This window comes from Drouetiella sp., assembly GCF_059504425.1.
Genome location: NZ_JCACIN010000032.1, coordinates 36,084 through 56,529 on the forward strand (window position 1 = coordinate 36,084; position 20,446 = coordinate 56,529).

The following is a 20,446-nucleotide window of genomic DNA, read 5'->3' on the forward strand; positions in this document are numbered from 1 at the left end:
GATCCAATGAGTTATTTTTTGAGAGCCGCGCGGAGCGCGGCTCTCAAAAAATAACTCATCCTAACTCAATTACGTAATGCCATACCATCATCAGCGCAAGCATAGCAACCGCTAGGGCGGTTAGGACGGGGACATTTTTGGCGGGGCGCTTCGCGCCCCACTAAAAATGCCTTAAGCAAACTGGCGGCAGCTATACCTTCAGGAATTTGGAAGATAATCTCAAGCTCTAGAGGTCTTTTTTGGGAAGACGTGAGAATGGATCAACCACATCTTTGGAGTAGAGAACTGGAAGTTTGAGATTATAGTGCAAAGCAAGCATCCTTAAAACAACTACTGCTGTAAATCCTGCTGCACCTGCAAAGGAGGGCGAAAGTTTGAATGATAAAAAGAGCAAGTACGTCCAGCCTCCCAGAAACGAGCAGGTTGCATAAAGGGTGGATTGGCGAAAAATAACTGGGATCTCGATTAAGGTAACATCGCGCAGAACACCACCAAATACGCCTGTTATCACGCCGAAGAGAACGGCAATAAAAGGAGGAATGCGATCGGCTATTGCATAGGATGTACCCGATATGCTGAACAAGGCAAGACCCAAAGCATCTATCAAGTTAAACGACTTTCTAGCCAAAGGTTTTACAGGTGTCAATCTCTGAGAATAGTAGAGGAACAGAATAGACAGAATAAAAATAAGAATAGGATACTCCTGATGGCTTACCCAAAATAGGGGTCGCCGATTCAGCAAAACATCTCGGAGAGTTCCACCCCCAAAAGCAGTGATGAACGCAATGAAATAGGTGCCAACAATATCTAGCTGTTTTTCGCGGGCAGCAATCATACCTGAGAGAGCCGAAACGGTGACAGCAGACGCCTCAATAAAATACTGAAATTCAGCAAATCTATCCAGTTGGTCGGCGATCGCATCTAAAGCCATGGCGATGTATCCCGCTTTAAATCAGCTATGCTAGATCAGTAAAAATTCTGGGAAATTCTGGAAATTCTGATCGATGATCCAGCTAATTATACGCTGTTCACTTCGTTAAAGAATTGGGTACTTTAATAGGAAATCGCCCGTTTTAACTTGAAGTGCATCTCACTCTTTCCACCCGCGAAAGACTTTAGCCATGATGAAGACCTGTACCAAGCCTCTGAAAACCAATCCTTTCAGCAGTTACCGCGATCCAGCTACGGGTCGGTGGATCGTGATTAAAGAAAGTTCTAAGCCCGGTCAGCACAAGAACTAGCCAAAATCCAGCAATAGCCAAATACCGCATATTGCTATCAATATCCCCACTACCGATCGCCAACTGACCCGTTCACCCAACGCGATCGCAAGGGGAATAATAAATAGCGGACTGGTTGCCGTTAGCGCCTGTGCAATTCCGGCTGCCGTATATTTGAGCGCCGTTTGCTGAAGCCAGATCGCCAGATAGGTACCTGCAAAGGATGTACCTATTAATATTCGCAAAAACTGAGGCGATCGCACAGCCTGGAAACCTGCCCAAACGCTTCGTCTTTGGAGAATAAGGATAGACAGCACTGCCATCCCTGCCAGCAGTCGAATGAGCGTACTCCATAACGGACTAACGCTGGTTTCAGCAAGAGCAGCCCTTGATAGTACGGCTCCACTTGCCTGCCCCAAAGCTGCCAGCAGTCCAAAGCCAACGCCCCTTAGCGGTTTCATCTGATGCACCTGATCAGGGGCACGCTCTGCAATCACCCATGACACACCCGCCACCGTCAAAAAGATGCCGAGCCAAGCCTGTAAACTCAGCTGCTCTGCCAAAAAAACGCTTGCCAGCACAGCCGCCAAAGGCGGCGCTAGAGATTCCATTAAGAGCGATCGCCTTGCGCCCACACAGTTGAGCGATTCCAGAAAAGCCGTATCGCCAAAGCCAATGCCGATCGCGCCACTCAGCAGCAGTAACCCCAGGTTGAAGCCGCCAATCTGCGAGCTAAAATTGCCCTGAAACAGCAGCGTCAGCAAAATTAGGGCGATCGCCACCCCGTTTTTAGCAAAGTTCAGCAGTAGCGGAGACATTTGCTTGCCCAAGTCCACGTAAATCAGAGAGGCGATCGCCCAGATCAAGGCAGCACTGAGGGCAGCAAGTTCGCCTCGGTATTCAAGAAAAAACAGCATAGATAAAGTTAGGCTTCCTTTGGGCTATCCAGCATTCTGACATAACGCATCGCTGGGATGTGTCTCTGCATCTTGATAACAGCTATTGACAACCAGACTTAACTGTGCTTCTATCTAAATATGCAAGTGAGTATCTATGCTTAGATATTCGTCTCATGCGCACTACCTTCGACTTTCACGTCAGTGCATACCCAGTATTCTGGTCTAGCAATTCCTCAAAGGTTTGGACTCAACTTTTAAGCGATCGCTGGTTCAGCCTACTAGATATGCCCTAATGTGAAGCTTAGAGGTTGTGCGATTGAGACGTAGATCGTTAAGTAGAAAGCAGATTTCTCGTCTATAAAGACATTTATAGAGATAAGAGTCTTTTGCTTGAGATATTCCAATGCTACTCAAATTTGTAGCTCAGGAAGTTCTACATGAATCCTAGACAAAGAAAAGTCAGAAAAACTCAGCTCGTTAGTGAGTATGGATCTTGCTGCTGGTGGTGTGATTGCAAATTGCCATCTGAGCAGTTAACACTCGATCACTTGAAACCCAAGAGCAAAGGGGGTTCCAATTCACTGGAGAATCTACGCCTCGCCTGTCGCCCCTGCAATAGCTCTCGCGGGAATAGTCTCTTTCCCCCTCAGGTAAAGAAGATTACGAGCGCTTAAATTCACTCGTGGTTGAGGAAGTTTTGAGCCACCTGAACTTCCTCAACCGTAAATTCGAGACTCCTTTTAGATTCAATTTCGATCACAGAACAACAGCGATTAAGATGCACAAACTTTTGATGTTCAATGATGAAAAACTGCTGCGTCAGGCGCTGACTCATCGCTCCTATGTGAATGAAAATCCTGGAGAGATCAAAGACAATGAGCGGCTAGAATTTCTAGGTGATGCTATTCTCACCTTCGTCAGCGGCGAGTACCTTTATCAACGTCATTCTGAAATGGGGGAAGACGAAATGACGCGATGGCGATCGGCTCTCGTCGATGAGAAACAGCTTGCTAAATTCGCAACTGAAGTTGGGCTAGATTTTAGAATGCGTTTAGGACAGGGCGCAATTCGGGACGGCGGCTACCAGAACCCCAATCTTCTCAGCAGCACGTTTGAAGCCGTGATTGGGGCGTACTATCTAGATTGCGATCGCAATCTAGAAGCTGTCCGTCCTTTAATAGAAGAGTTGTTTGATTCTGTACCCCCAGACGATCAACCTGGCTCCAACATAGATTCAAAAAATAGGTTCCAGGAATATGCCCAGGCGAATGGAGCAATTATGCCTCCAAAGTATGTTACGGAGAAGAAGGGGGGCACAGATCATGCGCCAGAATTTATTTCTAAAGTCTATGTCGGTGACAAAGTTTATGGCGAAGGCACAGGACGGAAGAAAAAAGATGCTGAAAAGCAGGCTGCCGAGGACGCTTTAGCGAAGTTGAAAAAGCGAGGATTACTTTGAGCTATCAACTTGTGGTACAAAATATTTCGCATCACTAAACTGGTTTGTCATCAGAAAATTTGTCATCAGAAAACTACGAAAGATACTGCCAATTTTGCCTAGCCATTTCAGAATGCTTGATTTACTGAACGTTTGGTATACTGTCCAAATAGAAGCAGAAAACAATTTTGAGGTGAGTTAATGTCCAAAGCGGCGGTTATTCCCCAATTAATGGCGGTATTCCGGCAATATGGCTATGAAGGAGCCAGCATTACTCGGTTTTCGGAAGCGACTGGTTTAAAACGAGCTAGCCTGTATCACTATTTTCCAAACGGCAAAGAGGAGATGGCAGCCGTAGTGCTAGATTACGTCACGCAGGCGCTCAAAGATCAGGTGCTAGCACCGTTGGACAGCGATCGCCCCCCCATCGATCGCATCCGCGCTATGAACCAGAATATAGATGCGTTTTATCAGCATGGACAGCGAGACTGTCTGTTGGCACTGCTCAGCATTGGGGAAGCACACGAGTTGTTTCAAGGGCAGGTGCAGCAAGCGCTCAAGCTCTGGATCGATGGTTTGGCAACCTTACTCATCAATACGGGAATCACACCCGCCACTGCCCATCAACGCGCGGAAGATGCAATTGTGCAGATTCAAGGAGCGATCGTGCTGACACGAGGACTAAATAATACGGCAACGTTTGAGCGCGTCTTGAAACAAATCCCAGAGTTTTTGCTGCGCCCTGAGTAAGCGATTCATCAAAGTTCTAATTTTGAAAGAGGCTTCAGAATAATTGCACATGCAACTTCAGTTCTTAACCTTCCCCACCCAAGGAATCAGCGGATCTTGGGCTAGCCGATAGGATATGGCATAGGCTCCGTAGCGGTTCAGGTGACTGGGATCAGAGAAATAGCCATATTTTGTTGTCCAAATTTCGCCCAAGTCCCGGAACGCAAATCCGGGCTGGCTGAGGGAAAGCTTGACCATGTACTCTTTAAATTCCTGCTCGTGCTGACGACGGGCAGGATCGAGGTAATCTTCGGTGAGGGGCAGGTTAACAAAAACGACGGGAATATTGCGCGTTTGGGCGTACTGTAAGAGCGATCGCAAAGCAGTTTCCTGCCGTCCAGCAATCCTGAAGTTTTCATAGTCGCCATCATACTGACCTGTCACCCTGGCATACTTCTGATAGTAGGTTGCCGGATTGAACTGCATCGGCAGCGAGAGAAACCCATCAGGATTGACAAGGATCGACTGAGCCGCAGAATGAGCAGGGATAGCCTGAGCCGAATTGGGACTCACAGCACTGACAGGTGAAGTCTCGATCGCCGCAGTAGGCAAGATCTGGGAAAAGTTTTCTTGAAAGAGATGCTTGAGGCGATCGCGCTGGTCGTAGGTACCCGAAATCTCAGCTAGTTGGCTGCTAAACCAGCGATCGATCGCCTCATAGCTGCTAGTCAGGGAAATATTGATGCCATTTTTGGGCTGGGTGGGAGCGGTTGGCAGTTCAGCTGTCAGCTTGGGAATAGGAAACTGACCTGCCGTGAGCTGCCGATAGCCTTCAGATGCAGCAATGCCGTTGAACGTAACGTCGCCACCGCCGCTGTTGAAAGCCCTTGCTCCATCTGCCCAGAGAATCAGGCGCGGCAGTTGGTCGGGTGTGAGGAGCTGCTGCACTAACAGGTCTGCAACCTGCGCTGTCGCACCATTGATGCCAAAGTTAAAAATACTCAGGTCTGCGTAGCCCAAATCCGCTAGACTCTGCTTCAGTGCAGCTGGATCAATGCCCCGTAAGGCTCTGGAGCTACCCATGACCAGCACGTCAGGCGGTTTGCCGTTTTCCTTAATGTATTGGTAATAGAGCTTTAGCTTCTCGTCCATCTGATGGCTATTGAAGCTGGGTAAAGTCGGTTCGGCTGCCAAAATAGCAGCCGTAATTTGACTGGCTTCAGGTTGGATCGCCGTGTAGGGTAGGGACGATCGCTTTTGTAAGGGCGGCGATTGGGGTGGCGCATCGGCTGAATCCGCAGGCTTCGCCAAGCTAGAATTCGAGGCAGTCGATCGGGTAAACCCTTCAGAGTTAAAGATGCCGTCTTGAGGAGAACGCCGCAGCGTGATTTTGGGCGATGCCGCCTGAGTTGGAGGCTGAGGCTGAGCCTGAGGTGTCGGCTGTTCCGCAAGATCGGTAGGCAATGTCGAAGACAACACAGGTGCCGTTGAGTCGCTGGGTGCAGAGGGTTTAGGCTTGGGCTGAGCTTGCAGCATCTGACCCGCTAGCCAGTTGGCTTGCAGCATTAGCAGAATTCCTACCATGCCCCACACGGCAGCAATGCGAGTCTGAGAGTTTGAACCCGCAGATGCTACGGCCAAGACCTGAGTCTGCGGCGTGGGGGTGAAGAGGAACGATCGCACCAGAATCTGCTCTGTCCCGTTTTTGAGGCGCTGCTGAAACCGTTTCCAGACGGAATGAATATCCGCAGGGGTGAGATCTGGGCGTAGGGCTGACTCATCGGCTGGAGTCATCAGATCATGCACAAAGCTGTCTGTCGCGACAAACTCAGGCGTGGCTTCTGGAACCAGCCGATGACGAGACACAAAATCGACTCCGAAACTCCAGAGCGGCAGTTTTTGTCCCGACCGTCTGCCGTAAATCCGCACTCCTGCTAAATTGGGCAGCTTCAACTGCCGCAAAAACTTGGCGATCGTCTGCCCAACTCGGTGCTGCTCTGGACAGACGGGAGCCTCGCTCATCACATGCAGCAAGTCTTGCTTGGGCAAAAGCTGTAGCCGGATGCCTCCCGTCATCAGATAGCGATCGAGATCGGGATTGAGCAATCGATGCAGCAAGAAAGCAATCGCTTCCCAGTCGCCCTGCTGAGCAAGCGCCATTGCCGATTCTGATAGAGCCGGATGTTGGGCGGCAGGCAGTTTGAGCCAATCAATCCAGGCAGGCGCTTCCATACCCGTAATCTGCGGCATCTGTCCATACAGCGTTGCGGCATGAATGCCTTGGGGGGCAAGAGGCTCTAGCAACTCGCTGATCCACTGACGCGATCGCGACAGGTCGGGCGGCTCAGCAGGCTTTCGTAAATTTGTGGGCGAATCGATATCACAAAACAGGTGCAGCGTTGATTCCTTTAGCGAAGCAGTGGCAACCCGCAATCCCTGACTGGCTCCCGCCTGGTTCAGCAATTGCCGGATGGCTTCCACATCGCCCCAGCGCCCCCACTCTCGCAACATTTCGCTCGGAGGAGTCAAATCGACCCTGAGCTTCCAGTCAGGTTGGGTTTCTCCGGATACCTGAAATAAAATCACCGCATCTCGGTAGCCCTGAATCTCTAGCTCTCGCAAGCGGCGAGTAATGGGTTCACCCACCAGAGACAAATCGGGACTATAGGCTGCGCCACAGGAGATCCACAGCCGCTTGGTGGTCATTGCCGCCAGAGGAATAGCCCCCGACTGCACCGTAGAAGGCGACAGATAGGGGACGGTCTTAGCGCTGACTCGAACCGCCACACCCAAGTCACTAAGGGTTTCGCTGAGGTAGCTGGCGATCGCCACTTCCTCCCCCTGCTGTGCCAAACTGCGGTTCGATCGCGCTAGAGCTGAATTTTCCTGATGAGAACTCCCCTGGGCTGCTTTTCCTTGCAGGGCTGGACGGTTGGCGAGTTGGAGCTTGCCGACAGCTCTAGTGGCGCTAATCTTTTGGGGATCAATTGGATCTAATTGATGTGCGTCCAGTTCAGGCAAGCTCGATCGCCGTATGCCCTGCTGCATCTGCTTCAGATGGCGATCGAGCTGGTTTAGGTGAATGGCGGCTGTCCATGCAGGTTGTCCGGCACCCGGCAGGCAGCCATAAAGCTGCACCCGATAAATGGGCGTATGAGCTTCCGATAGAAGCGTCTTGAAATCAGTTTTTTGAAGGACAGGAATGAGCCAGAGTAGCAGAGTACCGCGATCGGGACAGGGTTGAGCCTGACACAGCAGATGAAGATTATTGCCGCGCAGACGAAATTTGACCTGAAGCCCTCGTGGCTCGAAGGTTTGGCTGACCCATCGACCTAGCGCAGATGCGTAATTTGAGGAGTAATGATCCACAGCGTTTGACATTCGAGGTTATCTATGAAGACCCTGACGCTTCACTCGCTAAGGTTGTAGCACACTAATAGGAACACCGATCGCTATCCCAACTTTAGCCCGCCGATTTCTGCCGCCATTCTAACGGTCTTGTAGGATATTGTTATGTAACTTCATATCAAATTTTCATACGCTCTCCCTAGGTTTTTACAAAGGCTAATTTCAAACAATGGCTGATTTCAAAGTTCCGACCCAAGTTTTGCTGAGCTTAAGCACCTTTCCTTTGCTGCTGCTGCTAGTAGGAAGCAAAGTGCTGACTAAAGCGATCGACGAGTTGGGGCAAGCTAGCGAGGAAATCTTTCGAGGCGATCGCCTGCCTATTCTTCATATCCCCAAGCCTGCGGATCAAAAAGAGTAGAAATTTGTTGGTCTACTCAAAGCGTTGGAGCGATCGCGACCACTGCTGAATTTGATAGCGCTGACCCTTGTGGATTAATAGAGCTGGCAACCCCTGTGGGACATCAATAATAGCGGCGATCGTCTGCTCAGACAAAGAGAGATCGCTATAGAGCAATGCGCCCGCACTCGAAAAAATGACCGTGTGATCTGTCGTTCGATCTACCGTGCGATCTGCGGTATCGTTATCGGTTCTGATGGTGATCACCCATTCGGGCTGACCTTCACCCGTTAGCTCTAGGCGATCGACCTGCCAATCTCCTATTTGTGCTAGAGCCTGAGTCTCAGGATGCTCTGGAGCGCTGGCTTGGGTACTAGCTGGAGTGCCAACTGGTGCAGCTGGCAACTGTTGTCCTGCCTGTTGCAGCTGCTGCTCTAGGGTCGTTAGCACGGTGGCGATCTGCTGAGGCTGCTGTTGGCTAAGGCTGGTTAGAGTCAGGCGATCGATGGGAGCCAGTAAAGGCAGCGTCAGAGCGATCGCAGGCTGGGTCGGATGGGTTGCAGGAGCCGCCGCCAAAAGGTGCAGATTGCCACTACGCCACTGCACGGCTTTAATGCTGAGCGTCTGAGCCGATTCCTCTGACTCGCTGATCCGCTGAATCTGTGAATCTGAGGTTAGCCCCAAATGCTTCCACGCCAATTTTTCGGAGTTAGGCAGATTAAAGGGCGATCGCTGCCAGCGCTGACCGTCTTGAAATCCCAAAACTTTGACTTGATGCCAGACCTGGCGATCGGGTAAGACTAGCGGACGAGGACTATACCAGTCGCTAGCCCGAAAGGAAGTCAGCGGCGAAACCGATCCAATCAGGCGTAATGGCCCAGAGGGAGCGTTGGCGATTGGCTGAGACGGGTCAGTTTGGGATGGCTCAGTTAAGGGATCAAGCAACGCGAGAATTTGTTGAATGGACTGAGGCGATCGCGCTGACGAGGCTACCCCTGAATGTAGCGGGTGCTGCCGGAGCCAGGTAGCTGCAGCTGAGCGATCGCGCTGGCTAGCAACCGTCATCGCTCCCCATTGCTGTATCACAGGCTGATCTGAATCGACTCGCAGAGCGGCTTCTACTCGGCGCTGTAGCGACTCGGCATTGGCAGACAAAAGACTTTTGATGTCATATCCGCTCGCACGAACCGATCGCAGCGCTTCTAAAGCTTTTCCCCAGCGACCATCAATCACCAGCGCGGCAATCTGTTGCGTAGGGCTTGCCCAAGTGCGATCGGCTTGAGCTTGAGTAACCTGGGCATGCAGAGCAATGAAATCTATTTGGGCTTGAACAGCGCTGCCATCCTGACCCCGATCGGTCAATAGCTTGAGGGCATCTGACCATAGTCCGTTTCTGGCTAGCAGCAGTCCGTCTCTGTAGCGCGGCTGATTGGAAACTATCTCCGTTAGAACGATCGCCTCTAGCCGCAAAGGTTCGCCAGGGGCACGGGGCAGTCTAGCCTGATAGACCTGAAACTGAGGTTCTAACCCTACAGCTTGATTGACCACCAGCTCATTTTGCTTGTGGCTACCTGTCACCTGCTGCCAGTGGGGCATCTGTCCGGTGGGGCTTGTCCAAGGCAGCAGAGCCTGAAGCCGATCGCGCTGCGAATCATAGCGCACCACCTGACCATATTTAATACCAGCACTACCGCGCTGCAACTCGCCGCTGAGGTTTAGCCAAACTGAGGCATCCGGCGGTTCGCCCTCGATCAAGGTGACATAGTTGAGAGGCAGCTTACGGCTACCTCCCAACTGACGCAAGGGAGCGATCGCCATCAGTTCCTCAATCCCTGTCACCTTTAGGCGATCGATTAGCTCAAATTTTGTTGAATTTAAATTGCTATTGGGACGGTAGGCATTAGAACGATAGGCACGGAGTTCCACAATGTGCTGACAGGCGGTATCTCTGGTTTGGCTCCCCCGACAGCGCGATTGTGTCTCCAAAATCGGCAGCAGCAGGTCTTGAGTAGCGGGTGCTGCAATCGGCTCTCCTAAGGCACGACCCAATTGGGCTTCTTGGGCGGCAATTTCTGCCAGGGTTTGGCTTGTGCCCCCCGGTAGGGTAAACCGTCCCCACTCCGGCAAAATGTTGTTTAGCCAACTCACAGAACTCGGATTCACAATCAGGCTCACAGCCAGCCAGCCACTCCAGGTTAGGAGGGCGATCGCTCCCACGCTTGCCACGGCAAAGAGTCCCCTTCCTCGACGCACAGATGGCAGTTCATCCACCCAAATACTGACTTTAATTGGGGTTGCTTTGGGGTTGTCGCCGCTCTTATGGTTCATGACCATGCGCTTCATGTCTCTGCGCTTCATACTTGCCGCTAATCACCTCTGCATATTGCCGCCCTGCTTGCTCCCAGGTGTAATCTTGTTCAATCAGCGATCGCCCCGATCGGGAAAGTTGGTCGCGCAATGCTGCATCTTCAAACAGACGGGAGATGGCACTCACATATTCTTCAGGACGATTGGCGCGGAGGGCGCGGAGAGGTTCGTCTACGGCAAGCCCTTCTAGACCGCGATCGCTCCCCACTAGCGGAATCCCAGCCGCCATCGCCTCTAACGCCTTGTTTTTAATGCCGAATCCGGTACGCATGGGCACCACACAGACCGTTGCCCGATGCAATGGCTCCACCATCCGAGGCACCCGACCCGTGACGGTAATGCCAGGGCGATCGCCCAGCTCCAGAACGGTGGCAACGGGACGATTGCCTACCAAATCTAGGGTGGCATTCGGGTATTTCCGCTGAAGGACTGGCAACACCTCTAGGCTGAAGAAGCGGGCAGCATCGATGTTGGCAACATTGTCCATTGCGCCAATGAACACCAGCCGATGACCGCCCGGATCGACAGCGCGACCGGGAAATTCCTCCAAATCAACGCCGTTGGGAATGACGGCAATTTCTGCATCTGGACAGAAGGCTTGCATCTGCTGCCGATCTTCAGCCGTCGTCACGACAATGCGGGAAAACTTGCGGGAAAACTTTTGCTCATAGCGGTAAAGCAACGGCAGATTGAGGCGATCGCGTCCCGGATGCTCGGACGTGCCCGTCTCTAGCTGATTTTTGCAGGTGCCGTAGACGGAGCTGTGGATATTAACGATCGTGCGTAGACGGGATTTCCAAGACGATCGCACATAGATTTCGTTGACGCTATGCTCACAGGTGATTACATCAAAGCGATTTGCCTCGACAGCCTGTTCTACCCAGCTCTGCGCTGGGGGAGAATAGCTAGTCAGGACGCTAGGCGGCGTACCGCCCATTAGGAAATTACCAAAGCGCTCTAGTTTGCCCCCCCAGCCCTTGAGTTCAGTTGCCGGAGGTCGGGGGAAAATTACCAGCTCTGTCACTTGCTCCCGCAGTGCCGCGATTTCACTTTCTGAAGTATCGGGCGATCGCAAGGTTAGCAACGTGACGGCATGGTGCTGCTGCAAATACTTCAGCAGGTTAAACGTCCTAACCTGGGTGCCTCCCTGCGTGGGCGGATAGGGAAACGTTGAAGAAATCATCAGAATGTTCATATTCAGCCGCCCCCGCCCCCTGCTCGAATCTCGTGTTTCTGTACCTGTCCCTCCACAAAGTTTACTTTGACTTCGCTGATCTGGATTCTCTTACATAGCGCTACGCGCTTAGATCCAATGAGTTATTTTTTGAGAGCCGCGCGGAGCGCGGCTCTCAAAAAATAACTTGTCCTAACTCAATTACGTAGGGCTATAGCAACCGCCAAGGCGGTTGGGACGGGGACATTTTGGGTGGGGCGCGCAGCGCCCCACCCAAAATGTCCTCAGCAAACTGGCGATCGCTATCCCATTCAGGACACTCCGGCTCTTGCTGATTCAATTGCCCAGAGAGTAACTGGTAGTAAGCGGCTCATAGTCATACCGCTGAGGATTTGATGACTAACCTGAATTCGGGGAATGCTAGAACCAAGTCCTGCTGATTCGTCCTGCCCATCCTACTTCTCCATCATGCCCGCCATCATACCCAAGATTAGCGTCTGCATTCCCACCCACAACCGATCGCACTTGTTACCCGAAGCGATCGCCAGCGTTTTGGAGCAAACCGAAACTGACTTTGAGCTGATTATTTGCGATGATGGCTCCACAGACGGCACGGCGGCATTGATGGCGCAGCTTTTGCAGTTTGGCGATCCTAGAATTCGCTACATTCGCCATGAACAAAATATTGGCAAGAGCAACAATATGCGCTCTGGGTTTGATGCCGCTGGAGGTCAGTATTTTGTCAAATTTGATGACGACGATCGCCTGACGCCAGAGTTTTTGAGCGCCACTGCCGAAATTCTTGACGGCTGCTCTGCTGATTTTGTCGGCACTGATCACTGGATTATTGACATCCAGGGTCAGCGCGATCTTGCCGCTACCGAGAACAACTCGCGGCATTGGGGACGTGCCGATCTGCCGGAAGGGATTGTTCAAGATTTGCTCCAGGTTGCGTTTGTCCAGCAAAGCTTTCAGGTGGGCGCAACGCTGTTTCGGCGGCGATCGCTCACGGAGGTCGGCTTCATGCGCCCCAACTGGCAAAACTGCGAAGACAACGATCTGTTTGTGCGCCTAGCGCTTGCCGGAAAGCAAGGATACTACTGGAACGATCGCCTGATGGAATATCGCGTTCATGCCGAACAGCAGGGTCTTCAGCGCGCCATTCCTTACCTCAAAGACAAGGTCAGCTATCTCGCAAGCCATCAATTTGAGGATGAAGCTGTGGAAAAAGTTCGGCAGTTTCGCCTTGCCGAGACGCAGCTCCTGCTGGGCTTGCGGCTGATTAATAGGGGTGAGATTGAAGAGGGGCGATCGCTAATACAGCTCGGCAAAACTGCTGCTCCACTCAAAGCCTGGGCAGGTCTAGGACTTTCGTTCCTGCCTGTTCACTTACGCAATTCCGGCTTTCAACTGCTGCGCCAAGCTCAAGAGATGCACTTTAAATTAGCCGCAAATTAGAGAAGCTACAGCAATTTCAAATGGGTCGTGAGAGGTGGGATAGGCCCAGGCTGCCCTATCCTCTCACCAATTACTGGGGCTGCTATGAAACTAGAGTGGTAAGGTTAGGAGAAAATTTTTTTGAAAGCCGCGCTTAGCACGGCTTTCAAAAAAAACTCATTTTGATAGTAAGCGCGTAGCGCTGTAATCAGTAATACAGCTATCGCCAGTTGGCTTAAGAAATTCTGGGTAGGGCGCTTCGCGCCCTACCCAGAATTTCCCCGTCCTAACCGCCTTGGCGGCTGCCACAACAGGACTCAGCGCCACTAATACTCAGCCAGTCCAGAAGCAGTACCTATCGTAGATGAAGCACCAGCACTACCGCTGGTATCCTTGACAAAGCCGTTGTAGGCTTCCATGCCATGCTCGCCGATATCCAAGCCGACATACTCTTCTTCTGAACTTACCCGAATGCCAAGAACTGTCTTGAGCGCTATCCAGAAAATTGAGGAAAGCAAAACGGTGATGCCGCCTACGGCTAAAGTTCCTACAATCTGTATCCACAACTGCCCAAAGCCACCGCCCAAGAGTAGACCTGCGGCAGGGCCAGCGCTATACAATGCGCCAGCAGCTTCACTAGGACCTACGGCAAACAAACCGAGTGCCAAAGTGCCCCAGATACCGTTGACCAAGTGAACCGCAGTAGCCCCAACCGGATCGTCAATGCGAATGCGATCGAAGAAGGTAACGGCAAAAACCACCAAGATACCGCCTATGGCACCAATGACTGCTGCCGCAGGCAGAGTGATGAAAGCGCAAGAGGCCGTGACGGAAACCAAACCTGCCAAAATACCGTTGATGATCATAGACAGGTCGGGTTTGCCTAACACCATCCAAGCTGTCGCTGTGGCTGCAACGCCACCGAAGGCTCCGCCCATGTTGGTTGTCAACGCGATGTGAGCGATCGCCGATCCATTTCCCACGCTCATCGTAGAACCCGGATTAAAGCCAAACCAGCCCAGCCACAGAATGAGACAGCCCAAAGTGGCAATACTCATGTTGTGACCCGGTATGGCATTGACATTGCCATCGTCACTGTATTTGCCCAAGCGAGGCCCTAGGAAGGCTGCACCCATGAGCGCTGACCAACCGCCAACGGCATGGACAACGGTTGATCCAGCAAAGTCAAAGAATCCCATTTGCGCTAGCCAGCCACCACCCCAGACCCAGTGCCCGGTAATGGGGTAGGCAATACCTACAAGCAGAAGGCTGAAGATCAAGAACTCAAAGAACTTGATCCGCTCTGCTACCGCACCCGAAACGATCGTGGCTGCGGTTCCAGCAAAAGCAAGCTGGAAGAAAAACTTGGCAGCTAGAGGTACGCCTGTCCAGTTCAACGAGCCGTAAGCTCCCTGATAAGCATCACCCACTGCGGGGCTATTGTCAGCTCCCGTTAGCCCAAAAATGCCTTCTAAACCCACAAAACCGTTGCCATTGCCAAACATTAGACCAAAGCCAATCAACCAAAAGGCGATCGTTGCCAAGGCAAACACAATCAGGTTTTTTGACAGGACATTAACGGCATTTTTCTGCCGACAGAAGCCAGTTTCCAACATGCAGAATCCGGCGTTCATGAAGATCACCAGCATTGCGGCGACCATGACCCACATGGTGTCCATGCCCACCTTTAGCTCACTCTCTAGCTGCTCCACCGTTTTAGTGCCAGTTTGAGCCGAGGCAGAAAAGGCAAAAACAACCACAATTAATGCTGCTAGGGGCAAGCAGGCTCTCCAGGTTGGCGACCAAGAGGAAACCGTTTTCAGCTTTTCTAGCAGAGTGGAAAAGCTAACTTGATCGAGTTGTAGAGAGGTCGTGCGGCGGCTAGAGCTACGACCTGCTTGCCTTTGAGGCTGGTTTTGAAAGACCGATCGCCCTCCCCGTTTTTTGGGCTTTCGGCGCATAAGTTGAGACATGTATAATAAATCCTCCTAAAATGTGCAATCTGCGATCAAAATTGTGCCTGAATAAGAAGTCACAACCTCTAGCACCTGGTAGATGAACTAAGGCTGGCATCTGGCTTAATGTTGAGCTTGTCAAGCCAAACTGTCCGACCAGCTTCCTTAATCCGTCACGGGCTTCTCCTAAGCAGCTTGAAAACACCCCTTAACTGAACTTGCTCTCGCCTTACTCAAGAAAATCACCCAACGAAATACCGCTTCTTACAGCAGCACAAGCCGAGATAAGAACTTTACTAATGCTTGAATGCCTTAGCAATTTCCCTTTGGAACTGTACTGACTTTCAATAAGAAATTTCTGTATACCAAAGCATGTTTAAAGTCTTAATTTTATGCTTTTGATAAACTGTGCTGTCTGACCTACCACCTAGCCAGATCAGCCCTGTAAATGTTGACTAGCAACACTTTGACAGGGTTGAGGCACACCTAATTTGGCGTTAGGAAAATGTATACCCCATCACCAGACTCAAGATCTGCATCCCACCAGCCCCCTAAATTTTACCGACCCCGCTCGGTCAAAATAATGTAGTACACCTCTGGCGGGGTCATTTGGGCATGAGCTTAAAATCGCATTAGCCTGAAGTGGACGATCGCCTCCAGGATGCCGTCCGCAAAAGGTGCGCGTGAAAGATAGTGACGAGATTCACCACAGAGGCGATACCATGCCATCAGTTCCGATCGCGCATTGCTAACAATCAGCCCTAGCGTGTTTTGCTGAAATAGGCTGATATCGTTGCCTGAATCGCCACAAACCAGCGTTTTGTTGGCAGGAATATTAAGCTTTTCCCGTAGATAAGTCATTGCCAAGCCTTTGTCGCCGTGCTTAGGCAGAATGTCTACGTCTTCATCGTTGCTGAAAATAATTTGTGCCTTCAATCCTGCTTGGGCAATCAAAGCCTGTAGATTTGCCAAAATCGAATCGGCTAGTTCAGGGTCAATTAAAAAGCTGAGTTTCCAAGGGTTTTGCTCCGCTTTAGGCTGAATAATCAAGTCTGGAAACGTGCTGGCGATCGCCGCCACTGAGTCTCGATTCCAATCTTGCGAAAGATGTTCCGCCCAAAGTGGATCTCGCTCATCTTTACGATAGATCTCCGTACCCACACCTGTTACCCAGTAGTCAGGCTCAAGCAAGTCCTGCTCAGCCTGAAGCTGACGCGCTAGGGCATAGGAGCGACCCGTGGCGTAGATCAAATAGAGACGATCGCGGTTCGCCGAAACCTTTTGGTTAAACCTCAGCAGAGCAGCAGCATCACCCACCAAGGTATTATCTAGGTCTGTAACCAAAAGGAATCTCATGTTGGTTGACCAAGACGTAAGATACTCTAGCAGAAAGGATACTTTAGCAAGAGTTAATCCTGTATCTGCCCTGGGACGGATGTGAGAAACGAGGAATAGCAGCCAAGTGTGAAATTATGAAACGTGCCTTCATACCTTCATACTATTTCATCCCTCACACCCCCATTTGATCCCTTACACCCCACACCCCACTGCCCCCAGATCAACCGTAAGGTAGTGAGTACTCAATTGATTAACTTGACTATCTTATGCCAGACGTTGAAATTCAAGAAGCAGTAAAGTCTGCCCGATCGCTGTTTTATGAAAAAGCGTTAGTGCAATTTGAGGGTGAATGGGTAGGAGCGATCGCTGCAATCCTTCAGCCTGTTGGCATGGACAGTTCAGCCAGTGCTCCTGACTTAAACTATGGTGAGATTTTCATTCGCGACAACGTGCCTGTGATGGTCTACCTACTGACGCAGGGTAAGTATTCAACTGTGCGCCACTTCTTGGAGGTGTGCCTACGGCTGCAAAGCGATCAGCCGCAGACGCGAGGCATTTTTCCCACTAGCTTCGTTGAAGTGGATGGGAAGCTCGTTGCAGATTATGGACAGCGGGCGATCGGGCGCGTGGTTTCAGTGGATGCAACTTTGTGGTGGGTGATTCTAGCTCACGCTTATGTGCAAAAGTCGGGCGATCGCGCCTTTGCCTCTCAACCCTCCATCCAAGCAGGAATTCAGCGCTTTCTAGGTTTAATTTTGCCGCCCTCCTTTCGAGAAGCACCCACGCTGCACGTACCAGACGGGGCTTTTATGATCGATCGCCCCTTAGATGTCTGGGGTGCGCCCCTAGAAATTCAGGTGTTGCTGCATGGCGCTTTGCTGAGTGCGGCGGGGCTAATGAAAATGGCGATCGAATCCCCTGATTTTGAATATCTTGGCGATCGCATTCAGCAAACCGTTGACCACGCTAGGCGACTGCACCGCTATCTGCAAAAGCACTATTGGGTTACAGGTCAGAAGATTCAGGTGATGCGGCGCTACCCTACAGAGCAGTATGGGGAAGCGATCGAGAATGAACATAATATTCAAGTTGAAACAATTCCTGACTGGCTTCAGCAGTGGCTAGGCGATCGTGGAGGATACTTAATTGGCAACATGCGGACAGGCAAACCAGATTTCCGTTTCTTTACGCTAGGAAACTGCTTGGGCGCAATCTTTGATGTATTAGACTGCGATCAACAAAGCGAACTCTTTGGGCTAGTTGTCCAGAATCAAGAAGAACTCATTGCCCAAATGCCGCTGCGAATTTGCCATCCACCCATTGATGGGGCAGATTGGCAGATTAAGACCGGATACGATCGCAAAAATTCACCAGGGTGTTACCACAACGGTGGACATTGGCCCTGCCTCACTTGGTTCTTGGCGGCAGCTATTTTGCGGCAACCTAGCTCTGGCTCGACTCATGATTCAGCCTTTGCTGCCGAGATGAATCTGCTGGAATTGAGCTATCAAAAGATGCTCAGCCAGTTACCCCAACAAAACTGGGCAGAATATTTTGACGGTTCAACGGCCGCTTGGGTAGGTCAGCAGGCAAGGCTTTATCAAACTTGGACGATCGTCGGCTTCCTGCTGATGCATCACTTGCTTAAAGTCAATCCTGCGGATGCCGCAATCCTCAACGTGCCTCGCCTTCAGGACTTTTGCTAACTTCAGACTTTTGCTGACTCCAGAAAGTGGCGATCAACACCAGCGCGGCTCCTATCATCCCTCGGATGCCAAGCTGTTCGCCCAGTAGCCCAAATGAAAAGATCGCTGCAAAGACGGGTTCTAAGGTGTAAATGAAAGCGGTTTCATGGGCGGCAACGTAGCGCTGAGCGATCGTCTGTGTCCAAATTGGCGTTGCCGTCACCGCCAACCCGATATAGAGCAGCGTGTGAGAGTGTTGAGCGACTGCTGCCATTTGTTCAACCAACTGCGGAGCCGCCCAAGTCAAGCTCAGCAGCGACATCACCCCAAGCTGCACTGCCACCAACGGTAGAGTTGCATGACGCGGCGACAGCACGCCCAGAGTCAAAATGTGGGTTGCTACACCGATCGCGCAGCCCAGAGTGAGCCAATCTCCCTGACTCCAGCCGCCTCCCTCCCAGGACAAAATGCCGATACCTGCGATCGCCAGCCCTGCGGCACAGATCACCTGAAGGGAGAGTTTTTTACCGAAACAGACAGAAAAAATTGGCACCAGAATCACATTAAAGCTAATGATGAAAGCCGATCGGTTTGCGGAAATGGTTTCTAGCCCCAGTAGGGCAGTCGCGCACTCAGCAAAGTAGAGAACTCCCAAAAACGCCCCATCGCGAAGCAGAGTTGCATCCAGCTTGCGTAGCCAGGGTACAAAGACGGCAGCAGCGATCGTCGATCGAACCGCCAGAATTACCGCAGGAGAGACATCGCCAACCACCTGTTTGAGTAAAGGAAAAGAGGTTCCCCAAAGAACGGTTGTGATAATCAGCAGCAGAATCCCCCGGCTATGTTTAGATTTCTCCTCTCTGGTCTTTTTCTGCGCCTGTAATCCTAAAGTCATGATAAATGGCTCAACTTAAATACCGACGTTCAATCCAGACTCGAATTTCGTTTTCTGACACCTGATGGAGCGATCGCTGCGTTTGCGGATCGTAGCCGCTCCACCAAACCTTGCCGGATGCATCGCATACAGAGGAAATCTGAATGTCAGTGGGCTGCGTGAGATGGCACATCCACTCTCTCCAAAGGTGCAGCAAGCGATCGCACCAGGAAACCTTGACGGGCTTTGCAGGGAGAATCAGCTCTAGCTGCTGATATTCCAACCAGCTAATTGCGGGTTTCATAGGTTGAGTTCTCCACTTTGAGAAAAGGGCTAACGGAGGACGAAACTATTGCTTCTCCTGTGATACTCACTGTAAGGATTAAGCGCACTGAGAACCAATCAACCGTCTCATCACATCCATCAGGGAATTCGATGGTTAACATTTTTACTCGCGGTTAGCTCCATCTGCTGCAACGCTTAGACTCTGTCCTAATCGATAAGCATTGTTTAAGCAGGATTAACTTTCCTATAAGCAATTGCTGCTAACGTTTCAGGATTTTGCGACAATGCAAAAGCTGCGTCCATCACCTAAGCCCTATGGGAACTGCTCCATTCGATCGCCACAGCCAGTTCAAAAGCCAGCTCAAACTCTCGCAACTTCATGTTTTGATTGCCGTAGCGGACTTTGGGAGCTTCAGCGAAGCCGCACTGCAACTCCAAATGTCGCAGTCGGCAATTAGCTATGCGATCGCCGCTCTCGAAGCAGACTTGGGCGTGGTGCTGTTCTCGCGAGGGCGCTACGGAGCGCATCTGACTCCTGTGGGGGAGCAGATTGTCGATCGCGCCCGTCAGGTCACGTATCTGCTGCAAGATATCGTTAAGCAAGCCAACTTGTCGAAAGGACTAAAGGGCGGTCAGGTGCGGATTTCGGCATTTCGCAGTGCTGCTACCCGCATCTTACCGGAAGTCATTGCCCAGTTTTGTCGTTGCTATCCGGCGATCGCCATCAGCATTGCCGAGTATGACGATCGTCCTGATGTTGAAGAGGCTCTGCGCAGGGGGCGATCGGATATTGGCATTACCTACCTGCCTACCTGCTCTGACTTTGAAACCTGGGAGTTACTGCGCGACGAGTTTGTCGTGCTGTTTCCCAAAGACTTTCAGTCCGCCACAGGACAGCTAAGCTGGCAAGAGTTAGCCGCATACCCGCTGATCATGGCTCCTGATGGCGACGGCTGTGATGCCATGGTCTACGCCCACTCTGCCAAATATGGAACCCAGCTCCAGCCGACCTATCAAGTGCGATCGGATGCAACGATCGTTAGCATGGTGGCTCAAGGTTTAGGAGCAGCCATCAGCCCAAGACTCGCGGCTGAGCCTATTCCGGCAGATGTGCAGGTTTTTAGCCTACCCGTGCCGCTATTTCGCCTGGTCTGCATTGCCACCCTCGCTGATGCCTTGCTACCCCCTGCCGCCTTTGCCTTTCTCGATCTGCTCAAAAGCACAATGTGCCAGAAATCGGGTTTGTAAGCCCACGCGGCATCGCTTAATCTGGGTACGTTTTTTTGAAAGGGGGCGCTCT

At 51.4% G+C, this 20,446-nt stretch carries 17 protein-coding genes; 7 read left to right on the forward strand and 10 right to left on the reverse strand.

Annotated elements, in window-relative coordinates; translation table 11 throughout:
- Positions 1-226: 226 nt before the first annotated feature.
- Both AC5JMP_RS08045 and AC5JMP_RS08050 read right to left on the reverse strand, forming a co-directional pair.
- On the reverse strand, positions 227-931 hold the full coding sequence (locus AC5JMP_RS08045) for a trimeric intracellular cation channel family protein (RefSeq protein ID WP_495850929.1): 705 nt from the start codon (positions 929-931) through the stop codon (positions 227-229).
- A gap of 306 nt (positions 932-1,237) precedes the next feature.
- Complete coding sequence (locus tag AC5JMP_RS08050; protein ID WP_495850930.1) at positions 1,238-2,137, reverse strand: DMT family transporter; 900 nt, start codon at positions 2,135-2,137, stop codon at positions 1,238-1,240.
- Between the two features lie 419 nt (positions 2,138-2,556).
- Between AC5JMP_RS08050 and AC5JMP_RS08055 the strand changes: the two genes are divergently transcribed.
- The 3 genes from AC5JMP_RS08055 to AC5JMP_RS08065 all read left to right on the forward strand — a co-directional run bounded on the left by AC5JMP_RS08055 (position 2,557) and on the right by AC5JMP_RS08065 (position 4,307).
- Positions 2,557-2,793 carry an HNH endonuclease gene (locus AC5JMP_RS08055; protein ID WP_495850931.1) on the forward strand — a complete coding sequence of 79 codons (237 nt, stop codon included), beginning with the start codon at positions 2,557-2,559 and terminating at the stop codon, positions 2,791-2,793.
- A 104-nt stretch (positions 2,794-2,897) separates the two neighbouring features.
- On the forward strand, positions 2,898-3,578 hold the full coding sequence (gene rnc / locus AC5JMP_RS08060) for a ribonuclease III (protein ID WP_495850932.1): 681 nt from the start codon (positions 2,898-2,900) through the stop codon (positions 3,576-3,578).
- A 180-nt stretch (positions 3,579-3,758) separates the two neighbouring features.
- The gene (locus AC5JMP_RS08065) at positions 3,759-4,307 is read left to right on the forward strand and encodes a TetR/AcrR family transcriptional regulator (RefSeq protein ID WP_495850933.1); all 549 of its coding nucleotides are present in this window, start codon (positions 3,759-3,761) and stop codon (positions 4,305-4,307) included.
- Positions 4,308-4,364: 57 nt separating this feature from the next.
- Here the strand turns inward: AC5JMP_RS08065 and AC5JMP_RS08070 are convergent, their stop codons facing one another.
- Positions 4,365-7,667 carry a DUF1574 domain-containing protein gene (locus AC5JMP_RS08070; RefSeq protein ID WP_495850934.1) on the reverse strand — a complete coding sequence of 1,101 codons (3,303 nt, stop codon included), beginning with the start codon at positions 7,665-7,667 and terminating at the stop codon, positions 4,365-4,367.
- A gap of 196 nt (positions 7,668-7,863) precedes the next feature.
- Here AC5JMP_RS08070 and AC5JMP_RS08075 point away from each other — a divergent pair, with 196 nt between their 5' ends.
- Positions 7,864-8,052: a hypothetical protein gene (locus tag AC5JMP_RS08075; protein ID WP_495850935.1), complete on the forward strand. Its 189-nt coding sequence runs from the start codon at positions 7,864-7,866 to the stop codon at positions 8,050-8,052.
- 12 nt (positions 8,053-8,064) lie between these two features.
- Here the strand turns inward: AC5JMP_RS08075 and AC5JMP_RS08080 are convergent, their stop codons facing one another.
- The 3 genes from AC5JMP_RS08080 to AC5JMP_RS08090 all read right to left on the reverse strand — a co-directional run bounded on the left by AC5JMP_RS08080 (position 8,065) and on the right by AC5JMP_RS08090 (position 11,912).
- Positions 8,065-10,359, reverse strand: a complete 2,295-nt coding sequence (locus AC5JMP_RS08080; protein WP_495850936.1) for a hypothetical protein — start codon at positions 10,357-10,359, stop codon at positions 8,065-8,067.
- Complete coding sequence (locus tag AC5JMP_RS08085; RefSeq protein WP_495850937.1) at positions 10,349-11,593, reverse strand: glycosyltransferase family 4 protein; 1,245 nt, start codon at positions 11,591-11,593, stop codon at positions 10,349-10,351. Before AC5JMP_RS08085 ends, AC5JMP_RS08080 begins: the two co-directional genes overlap by 11 nt.
- A 190-nt stretch (positions 11,594-11,783) precedes the next feature.
- Positions 11,784-11,912 carry a hypothetical protein gene (locus AC5JMP_RS08090; RefSeq protein ID WP_495850938.1) on the reverse strand — a complete coding sequence of 43 codons (129 nt, stop codon included), beginning with the start codon at positions 11,910-11,912 and terminating at the stop codon, positions 11,784-11,786.
- 140 nt (positions 11,913-12,052) lie between these two features.
- On the opposite strand from AC5JMP_RS08090, the gene AC5JMP_RS08095 reads away from it, so the two are divergent.
- Positions 12,053-13,030 carry a glycosyltransferase family 2 protein gene (locus tag AC5JMP_RS08095; protein WP_495850953.1) on the forward strand — a complete coding sequence of 326 codons (978 nt, stop codon included), beginning with the start codon at positions 12,053-12,055 and terminating at the stop codon, positions 13,028-13,030.
- A 305-nt stretch (positions 13,031-13,335) separates the two neighbouring features.
- Here the strand turns inward: AC5JMP_RS08095 and AC5JMP_RS08100 are convergent, their stop codons facing one another.
- A complete protein-coding gene (locus tag AC5JMP_RS08100) occupies positions 13,336-14,970 on the reverse strand; it encodes an ammonium transporter (protein ID WP_495850954.1) in 1,635 nt (544 codons plus the stop codon).
- A gap of 615 nt (positions 14,971-15,585) precedes the next feature.
- Positions 15,586-16,320 (reverse strand): sucrose-phosphate phosphatase, encoded by a 735-nt coding sequence (locus AC5JMP_RS08105; RefSeq protein WP_495850939.1) that lies wholly within the window; start codon positions 16,318-16,320, stop codon positions 15,586-15,588.
- A gap of 248 nt (positions 16,321-16,568) precedes the next feature.
- Here AC5JMP_RS08105 and AC5JMP_RS08110 point away from each other — a divergent pair, with 248 nt between their 5' ends.
- The gene (locus AC5JMP_RS08110) at positions 16,569-18,008 is read left to right on the forward strand and encodes a glycoside hydrolase 100 family protein (RefSeq protein WP_495850940.1); all 1,440 of its coding nucleotides are present in this window, start codon (positions 16,569-16,571) and stop codon (positions 18,006-18,008) included.
- On the opposite strand, the gene AC5JMP_RS08115 is transcribed toward AC5JMP_RS08110, so the two are convergent.
- Positions 17,977-18,882 carry a DMT family transporter gene (locus AC5JMP_RS08115; RefSeq protein WP_495850941.1) on the reverse strand — a complete coding sequence of 302 codons (906 nt, stop codon included), beginning with the start codon at positions 18,880-18,882 and terminating at the stop codon, positions 17,977-17,979. The genes AC5JMP_RS08110 and AC5JMP_RS08115 overlap by 32 nt on opposite strands.
- Positions 18,883-18,892: 10 nt before the next feature.
- Positions 18,893-19,165: a hypothetical protein gene (locus AC5JMP_RS08120; protein WP_495850942.1), complete on the reverse strand. Its 273-nt coding sequence runs from the start codon at positions 19,163-19,165 to the stop codon at positions 18,893-18,895.
- Positions 19,166-19,461: 296 nt separating this feature from the next.
- Between AC5JMP_RS08120 and AC5JMP_RS08125 the strand changes: the two genes are divergently transcribed.
- Complete coding sequence (locus AC5JMP_RS08125) at positions 19,462-20,394, forward strand: LysR family transcriptional regulator (RefSeq protein ID WP_495850943.1); 933 nt, start codon at positions 19,462-19,464, stop codon at positions 20,392-20,394.
- Positions 20,395-20,446: the final 52 nt, after the last annotated feature.

What these genes read in the sequence shown, in the direction of transcription:
- AC5JMP_RS08105 (WP_495850939.1), bottom strand. Translation starts at nt 16,320, where the DNA reads ATGAGATTCCTTTTGGTTACAGACCTAGATAATACCTTGGTGGGTGAT.
- AC5JMP_RS08125 (WP_495850943.1), top strand. Translation starts at nt 19,462, where the DNA reads ATGGGAACTGCTCCATTCGATCGCCACAGCCAGTTCAAAAGCCAGCTC.
- AC5JMP_RS08120 (WP_495850942.1), bottom strand. Translation starts at nt 19,165, where the DNA reads ATGAAACCCGCAATTAGCTGGTTGGAATATCAGCAGCTAGAGCTGATT.
- AC5JMP_RS08100 (WP_495850954.1), bottom strand. Translation starts at nt 14,970, where the DNA reads ATGCGCCGAAAGCCCAAAAAACGGGGAGGGCGATCGGTCTTTCAAAAC.
- AC5JMP_RS08115 (WP_495850941.1), bottom strand. Translation starts at nt 18,882, where the DNA reads ATGACTTTAGGATTACAGGCGCAGAAAAAGACCAGAGAGGAGAAATCT.
- AC5JMP_RS08075 (WP_495850935.1), top strand. Translation starts at nt 7,864, where the DNA reads ATGGCTGATTTCAAAGTTCCGACCCAAGTTTTGCTGAGCTTAAGCACC.
- AC5JMP_RS08065 (WP_495850933.1), top strand. Translation starts at nt 3,759, where the DNA reads ATGTCCAAAGCGGCGGTTATTCCCCAATTAATGGCGGTATTCCGGCAA.
- AC5JMP_RS08055 (WP_495850931.1), top strand. Translation starts at nt 2,557, where the DNA reads ATGAATCCTAGACAAAGAAAAGTCAGAAAAACTCAGCTCGTTAGTGAG.
- AC5JMP_RS08085 (WP_495850937.1), bottom strand. Translation starts at nt 11,593, where the DNA reads ATGAACATTCTGATGATTTCTTCAACGTTTCCCTATCCGCCCACGCAG.
- AC5JMP_RS08110 (WP_495850940.1), top strand. Translation starts at nt 16,569, where the DNA reads ATGCCAGACGTTGAAATTCAAGAAGCAGTAAAGTCTGCCCGATCGCTG.
- AC5JMP_RS08080 (WP_495850936.1), bottom strand. Translation starts at nt 10,359, where the DNA reads ATGAACCATAAGAGCGGCGACAACCCCAAAGCAACCCCAATTAAAGTC.
- rnc (WP_495850932.1), top strand. Translation starts at nt 2,898, where the DNA reads ATGCACAAACTTTTGATGTTCAATGATGAAAAACTGCTGCGTCAGGCG.
- AC5JMP_RS08045 (WP_495850929.1), bottom strand. Translation starts at nt 931, where the DNA reads ATGGCTTTAGATGCGATCGCCGACCAACTGGATAGATTTGCTGAATTT.
- AC5JMP_RS08070 (WP_495850934.1), bottom strand. Translation starts at nt 7,667, where the DNA reads ATGTCAAACGCTGTGGATCATTACTCCTCAAATTACGCATCTGCGCTA.
- AC5JMP_RS08050 (WP_495850930.1), bottom strand. Translation starts at nt 2,137, where the DNA reads ATGCTGTTTTTTCTTGAATACCGAGGCGAACTTGCTGCCCTCAGTGCT.